This window comes from uncultured Faecalicoccus sp. (assembly GCF_944325745.1).
Taxonomy (GTDB): domain Bacteria; phylum Bacillota_I; class Bacilli_A; order Erysipelotrichales; family Erysipelotrichaceae; genus Faecalicoccus.
In genome coordinates, this window is sequence record NZ_CALVBG010000070.1 from 1 (window position 1) to 5,668 (window position 5,668).

Consider the following 5,668-nt stretch of genomic DNA (forward strand, 5'->3'; position numbering starts at 1 on the left):
TTTTGCGCATTTCCGCAATGAAAAATCAAGCATTTCATCTTGAAAGAAATTTTCATCGTCGTATAATTAAATCAAGTCATAATTTCAAAAAATAAGAGTAGTAAGGAGAGAAAATTATGGAAATTTTGAAATTGTTGGGGATCCTGATCGTCATTGTTGGATTCATCCTCAAGTTGGATTCCATTTTGATCATCATGGTCGCCGCCGTTGTGACAGCGTTAGTTTCCGGTATTGACCTTGTCACTTTTTTGGAAACATTAGGATCGAGTTTTGTTTCGAACCGAAGCATGTGTACATTTATCATTGTACTGGTCCTGACAGGAACATTGGAACGAAACGGCTTGAAACAAGCGGCTGCCGAGTTTATGGGAAAATTTAAAAATGCCTCTGCCGGTTTGATCGTCGGAATTTACGGAATTATTCGCCTGATCTTTGGAGCATTCAATATTAGTGTCGGTGGAGCTGCCAGCTTTATTCGTCCTATCGTTATGCCTATGGCACAAGCTATCGTAGAAAAGGATGGACATCCTATTGCCGATGAATATTTGGAACAGTTGAAAGGAATGTCCAGCGCTATGGATAACGTGGCTTGGTTCTTTGGGCAAGTATTGTTTGTCGGAACCAGCGGCATGCTCTTAGTGCAATCTACCTTGGCGGATCTAGGTTATGAAGTGGCATTGATCGATCTGGCCAGCGTACAGATCCCAGTGGCATTGACCGCAACGGTTGTGGCAATCGTTTATTATTTCTTGAAAGACAGACGATTGGCCAAGAAATATGCAGGAGGTGCTAAGTCATGACAAACCCTGTTGAATTTTTCATGAGTGTTGATGTTTCACTTTCGGATAAACTCTTAGAGATCTTGTATTTTGTGATTGGTTTGATCGCAATTTATGTGGCAATTCGCAATCTGAACGATAAGACCAATGAAAAAAGATTGGGGACATTCATCTTTTGGTTCTTGTTAGGGTTGATGTTTGTGATTGGCAAATGGATTCCGCCGATGTTTACCGGAATCTTGATGGTCCTGATGGTTTTGAGCCCGATCTTTAAACAGGTGAAGGCAGGCAATGAACCAAGTCCAACACCGGAAGAAATGCAGAAAAACTACAAAAAGATCGGATACAAAGTGTTTGTACCGGCACTTTCCATCGGAGCCTTTGCGTTATTTGCCGCTTTATTCACTACGATTTCACCAATCTTTGGAATGGGAGTCGGTGTGATTGTCGGAATCATTTTATTGATGATCTTTTCCAAAGACAACACGCCTAAAGTATTCTTAAATGACGGACGCCGTATGTTAGATATCGTGGGACCGCTCAGTATGTTGCCGACGTTGTTGGCTGCTTTAGGTGCAGTCTTTACCACGGCAGGTGTGGGGGATGTGATCTCCAGCTTAGTGACCAATATCATTCCTGAAGGAAACGTAGCTTTCGGTATTATCGTTTATGCCGTGGGTATGGCTTTATTCACCATGGTTATGGGGAATGCCTTTGCGGCCATTACCGTAATGACGGTGGGTATCGGGGCCCCGTTTGTATTGGCTTACGGTGCGGATCCGGTCATTATCGGATCTTTGGCGCTGACTTGCGGATACTGCGGTACTTTGTGTACACCGATGGCGGCCAACTTCAATATCGTTCCGGTAGCGGTTTTGGAGATGAAAGATGATTATGGGGTAATCAAGAACCAGGTCTTGATTGCGGCCATTATGCTTGTTGTGCAGATCATCATGATGATTGTTTTATCTTAGAATGATTAGAAAGGCTTTATTATGAAAAAAATATTGATTACTGGATTTGATCCTTTTGGCGGTGAAAAAATCAATCCAGCTTATGAAGCGGTAAAACTATTGCCTGATCAGATCGCCGGTGCAGAAGTAATCAAACTGGAAGTGCCGACAGTATTTGGGAAAGGACCTCAAAAAACGGTGGATGCCATTGAGGAATATCAACCAGACTATGTTTTATGCATCGGACAGGCGGGAGGACGCTCGCAGCTTACTCCTGAGTTTGTCGGTATCAACTATGTGCAGGCCCGTATTCCGGACAATGAAGGAAATCAACCGATGAACCAGCCGTTAGTGGAAGGGGCTCCGGCTGCCTATTTTGCGACGATCCCGGTTCATGCGATGGTCGAAGAAATGAAGAAGGGCGGAATACCGGCATCGGTTTCTTTTACAGCGGGAACTTATGTCTGCAACGCGATGCTGTATTGTGTGATGCATGCCTTAGCGACAAAACACCCAACGATCAAGGGAGGATTTATGCATGTGCCTTATGCGACGGAACAAACTGTCAACCAGCCGGCAGGAACGCCTGGTATGAATCTTTCTGATATCGCCAAAGGAATTGAATTGGCGGTCAAGGCTATTGTCGAAAATGATGTCGACATTCAAACAGTGGGAGGAGAAACGCATTGATCTTTTCTCCGAATGCGTTGACTGAAGATATTTTAGCTTCTGGCATTGAATGGAAGACGAGTGAAGCACAACTTTTTGAAGATCTTCCTGCTCTTTCCAAAAAGTATGCTAAGATTCGTCCGCATATTCAATCGCAGATCAAGCCTTTGACCACTTGTGTCGCTTCGGGTCCGAATAAAATATTTATGGGCGATTTTGTATTGAAACAAAACAAGGACTATACCAATATTACGATTCCCAAAGGGATCGATGTGGTCAAGGTCAATATTCCTGTTCATTCGCAGTTGACTTTGCCCGCGAAGGTCGCCAAGGTTCGAAAACGTTTTTACCATGAATGGTTACCCTCTAGTGGATATCGCTCTTTTAAAGAGTGGAACGACTTGGAAGTTTATCATTATCGGCGACGTTATTTTCGCAAATCACGTAAAATGATCATGGAATTATGGTTTTTGATTGAAAAGAGTGAAAATTATGAAAATTGATCCACAATCATCGGTCATCTATGCGGCTTATGGCAGCAACTTAGATTTGAAGGCCATGGCTAAGCGTTGTCCGGATGCGAAGCAGCTTTCCAAAGGAATCTTGTCGGATTACAAACTGGTCTTTGGGGCAAAAGGATTTTTGGATGTCGTTCCTTCGCGCGGAGATCGTGTACAAGTGGGAGTGTATGCAGTTTCTACGGATGATTTAAAAATATTAGATGAATACGAAGAATATCCGGATCTTTATGATCGGATCCCGTTAACGATCCATACAGAAAAGCTGGGTGATCTCGAGGCCTTGGTTTATGTGATGCAGCCGTATACAAAACAACAGCTTCCCACCGAAGCGTATTGGAAAACGATCACTCAGGGCTTTGAAGATTATGGCTTTGATGTTTCTGATCTTGAACGGGCTCGTCATTGTGTGGAGTAGAGACATTCTGAACGGAATGTCTCTTTTCTTTATGAAAACGATTTCATTTCATTGAAAAAATGCTATAATATGCTCGTAGATTTAGGAGGATTTCTTTATGTCACTGGTACAAGAAAGATATGAAAAATGGGTCAACCATCCAAATTTGGATCCTCGTTACAAGGACGATTTGGCAAATATGACCGAAGAAGAAAAAAATGATGCGTTCTATACGCTGATCGAGTTTGGAACGGCAGGTATGAGAGGTCTTTTGGGACCGGGAACCAATCGAATCAACATTCATACGATTCGTAAAGCCACCCAAGGCTATGCCAACTATATTCAAAAAGCGGGGGCAGGGGCTTGTCAGGCAGGTATTGCGATTGGCTATGATAATCGTCACATGTCTCAGGAATTGGCATTTGACTGTGCTGACTTGTTGGCAAAAAATAATATTCGTTCCTATGTTTTTGAATCTTTACGTCCCACTCCGGAATTGAGTTTTGCGGTTCGCCATCTTCATTGTTTTGGCGGGATCATGATCACAGCCAGCCACAACCCGAAAGAATATAACGGTTATAAACTTTATGACGATAAAGGTTGTCAGCTGGTTCCGGCGTTAGCCAGCCAGGTGATCGGAGAAGTCAACGCGATTGAAGATGAACTTGCGATCGATGCTCAATGTTCGGATGAACAAAAGAAATTAGTTACGGTCATTGGAAAAGATGTTGATGAAGAATACTACAAGAATGTTTTGAGCATTCAATTGAATCCGGATGTTAAAAAGGATATCAAGATCGTATTCTCACCAGAACATGGGACAGCAAACATTCCGGTTCAGGAAGTTTATAAACGTGCCGGATATACTTGTATCCCTGTTGTAGAACAATGTACACCCGACCCAGATTTCTCCAATACGCCAACGCCAAACCCAGAACAGCCGGGAGCTTATGAACTGGCGCTGAAATACGCTAAGGAAAACGATGCCGATGTGATCTTGGTTTGCGATCCTGATGCTGACCGTATGGGAGTGGGTGTCAAACACAACGGTGAATATGTGGTTTTGACCGGAAATCAATCGGGTTCCGTAGAAATTGAATACATCTGTTCGCAGTTGAAAGAAAAGGGACTGATGCCAGAACATCCTGTGATGTTCAATACGGTCGTAACGAGTGATCTTGGGGAAAAAGTAGCTGCTGACTACGGTGTGGAAACAGAGAAAACTTTGACCGGCTTTAAGTTTATCGGTGAAAAAGTTGCGAAATATGAAGTGACCCATGAGAAGAATTATGTATTTGGCTATGAAGAATCTTACGGATCTTTGATCAAACCATTTGTTCGCGATAAAGATGCTCCGCAAGCTTGTTTGATGTTGGCTGAAGCGGCCAGTTTCTATAAACAACAAGGAAAAGACCTCGTGGATGTATTGGACAGCTTGTATGAACGTCATGGCACTTATGAAGAAAGTCAAGTGGCTTTGACATTGTCCGGAGAAGCGGGAGCGAATCGAATCAAAGAGATCTTAGCGGATCTGCGAAAAGATGCCCCGGCACAGATCAATGGAGTCAAGGTCGTTCGCAGCGAAGACTATAAAGAGTGTACGATCAAAGAAGGAGATACAGTGACGGAACTGACGGGATTCACAAAATCGGATGTCTTAAAATATTATTTGGAAGACGGAAGCTGGATCGCAGTTCGTCCAAGCGGAACGGAACCAAAATGTAAGTTCTATTATTGTATCAAGGGAAGCTCAAAAGAAGATGCCCATGAAAAGACCGTTGCTTATCAGCAGGCCATGAAAGAATTGACAAACAGCTAATAGAAAAGTACCGCCGATGTGAAGGCGGTACTTTTTTCGATCAATCCAGATTTTGCAGGAAGTGTTCGATGCGATCACAAGCCTCTTTCAAGTGATCGATACTATATGCATAAGAGATGCGAATAAAGCCTTCGCCGTGTTCACCGAATGCATTGCCAGGAACACAGGCGACTTTTTCTTTTTCCAAGAGTTTTTCACAGAACTCTTCACAAGTCATGCCGGTTTTTTGAATGTTCGGGAAAACATAGAACGTGCCATGCGGCATATTTGTGTCCAGCCCCATTCGATTGAGACGGTTGACCAATAAATTTCTTCGATTCAAGTAATCGTTGCGCATGCGGATGACATCATCCAATCCGTGGGTCATCGCTTCAATGGCCGCATATTGTGCCTGTGTCGGAGCGGACATGATCACATATTGATGGATCTTTGTCATTGCATCAGAAACCTCTTTATTTGCTAGGGCATAACCCAGACGCCATCCTGTCATCGCAAAAGCTTTGGAGAATCCGTTTACGACAATGATTTGATCG

At 43.3% G+C, this 5,668-nt stretch carries 7 protein-coding genes; 6 read left to right on the top strand and 1 reads right to left on the bottom strand.

The features are described 5' to 3' along the window. Positions 1-116 precede the first annotated feature (116 nt). The 6 genes from Q0J48_RS06330 (at position 117) to Q0J48_RS06355 (ending at position 5,135) form a co-directional block, all read left to right on the top strand. Entirely contained in the window at positions 117-800 is a 684-nt protein-coding gene (locus Q0J48_RS06330; RefSeq protein ID WP_296242615.1) for a DUF969 domain-containing protein, read from the top strand. Next, positions 797-1,753, top strand: coding sequence for a DUF979 domain-containing protein (locus tag Q0J48_RS06335; RefSeq protein WP_296242617.1), 957 nt, complete (start codon positions 797-799; stop codon positions 1,751-1,753). The genes Q0J48_RS06330 and Q0J48_RS06335 overlap by 4 nt, the downstream gene beginning before the upstream one ends. Positions 1,754-1,774: 21 nt before the next feature. After that, complete coding sequence (gene pcp, locus Q0J48_RS06340) at positions 1,775-2,422, top strand: pyroglutamyl-peptidase I (RefSeq protein ID WP_296242618.1); 648 nt, start codon at positions 1,775-1,777, stop codon at positions 2,420-2,422. Further along, the gene (locus tag Q0J48_RS06345) at positions 2,419-2,904 is read left to right on the top strand and encodes a hypothetical protein (protein ID WP_296242620.1); all 486 of its coding nucleotides are present in this window, start codon (positions 2,419-2,421) and stop codon (positions 2,902-2,904) included. The genes pcp and Q0J48_RS06345 overlap by 4 nt, the downstream gene beginning before the upstream one ends. After that, positions 2,894-3,337: a gamma-glutamylcyclotransferase family protein gene (locus tag Q0J48_RS06350; protein WP_296242621.1), complete on the top strand. Its 444-nt coding sequence runs from the start codon at positions 2,894-2,896 to the stop codon at positions 3,335-3,337. The genes Q0J48_RS06345 and Q0J48_RS06350 overlap by 11 nt, the downstream gene beginning before the upstream one ends. 103 nt (positions 3,338-3,440) lie before the next feature. Further along, complete coding sequence (locus tag Q0J48_RS06355; protein WP_296242624.1) at positions 3,441-5,135, top strand: phospho-sugar mutase; 1,695 nt, start codon at positions 3,441-3,443, stop codon at positions 5,133-5,135. Positions 5,136-5,175: 40 nt separating this feature from the next. Here Q0J48_RS06355 and Q0J48_RS06360 read toward each other — a convergent pair. Then, the coding region (locus Q0J48_RS06360; RefSeq protein WP_296242622.1) for an aminotransferase class I/II-fold pyridoxal phosphate-dependent enzyme at positions 5,176-5,668 on the bottom strand (493 nt) is incomplete at its 5' end.

What these genes read in the sequence shown, in the direction of transcription:
- Q0J48_RS06330 (WP_296242615.1), top strand. Translation starts at nt 117, where the DNA reads ATGGAAATTTTGAAATTGTTGGGGATCCTGATCGTCATTGTTGGATTC.
- Q0J48_RS06335 (WP_296242617.1), top strand. Translation starts at nt 797, where the DNA reads ATGACAAACCCTGTTGAATTTTTCATGAGTGTTGATGTTTCACTTTCG.
- pcp (WP_296242618.1), top strand. Translation starts at nt 1,775, where the DNA reads ATGAAAAAAATATTGATTACTGGATTTGATCCTTTTGGCGGTGAAAAA.
- Q0J48_RS06350 (WP_296242621.1), top strand. Translation starts at nt 2,894, where the DNA reads ATGAAAATTGATCCACAATCATCGGTCATCTATGCGGCTTATGGCAGC.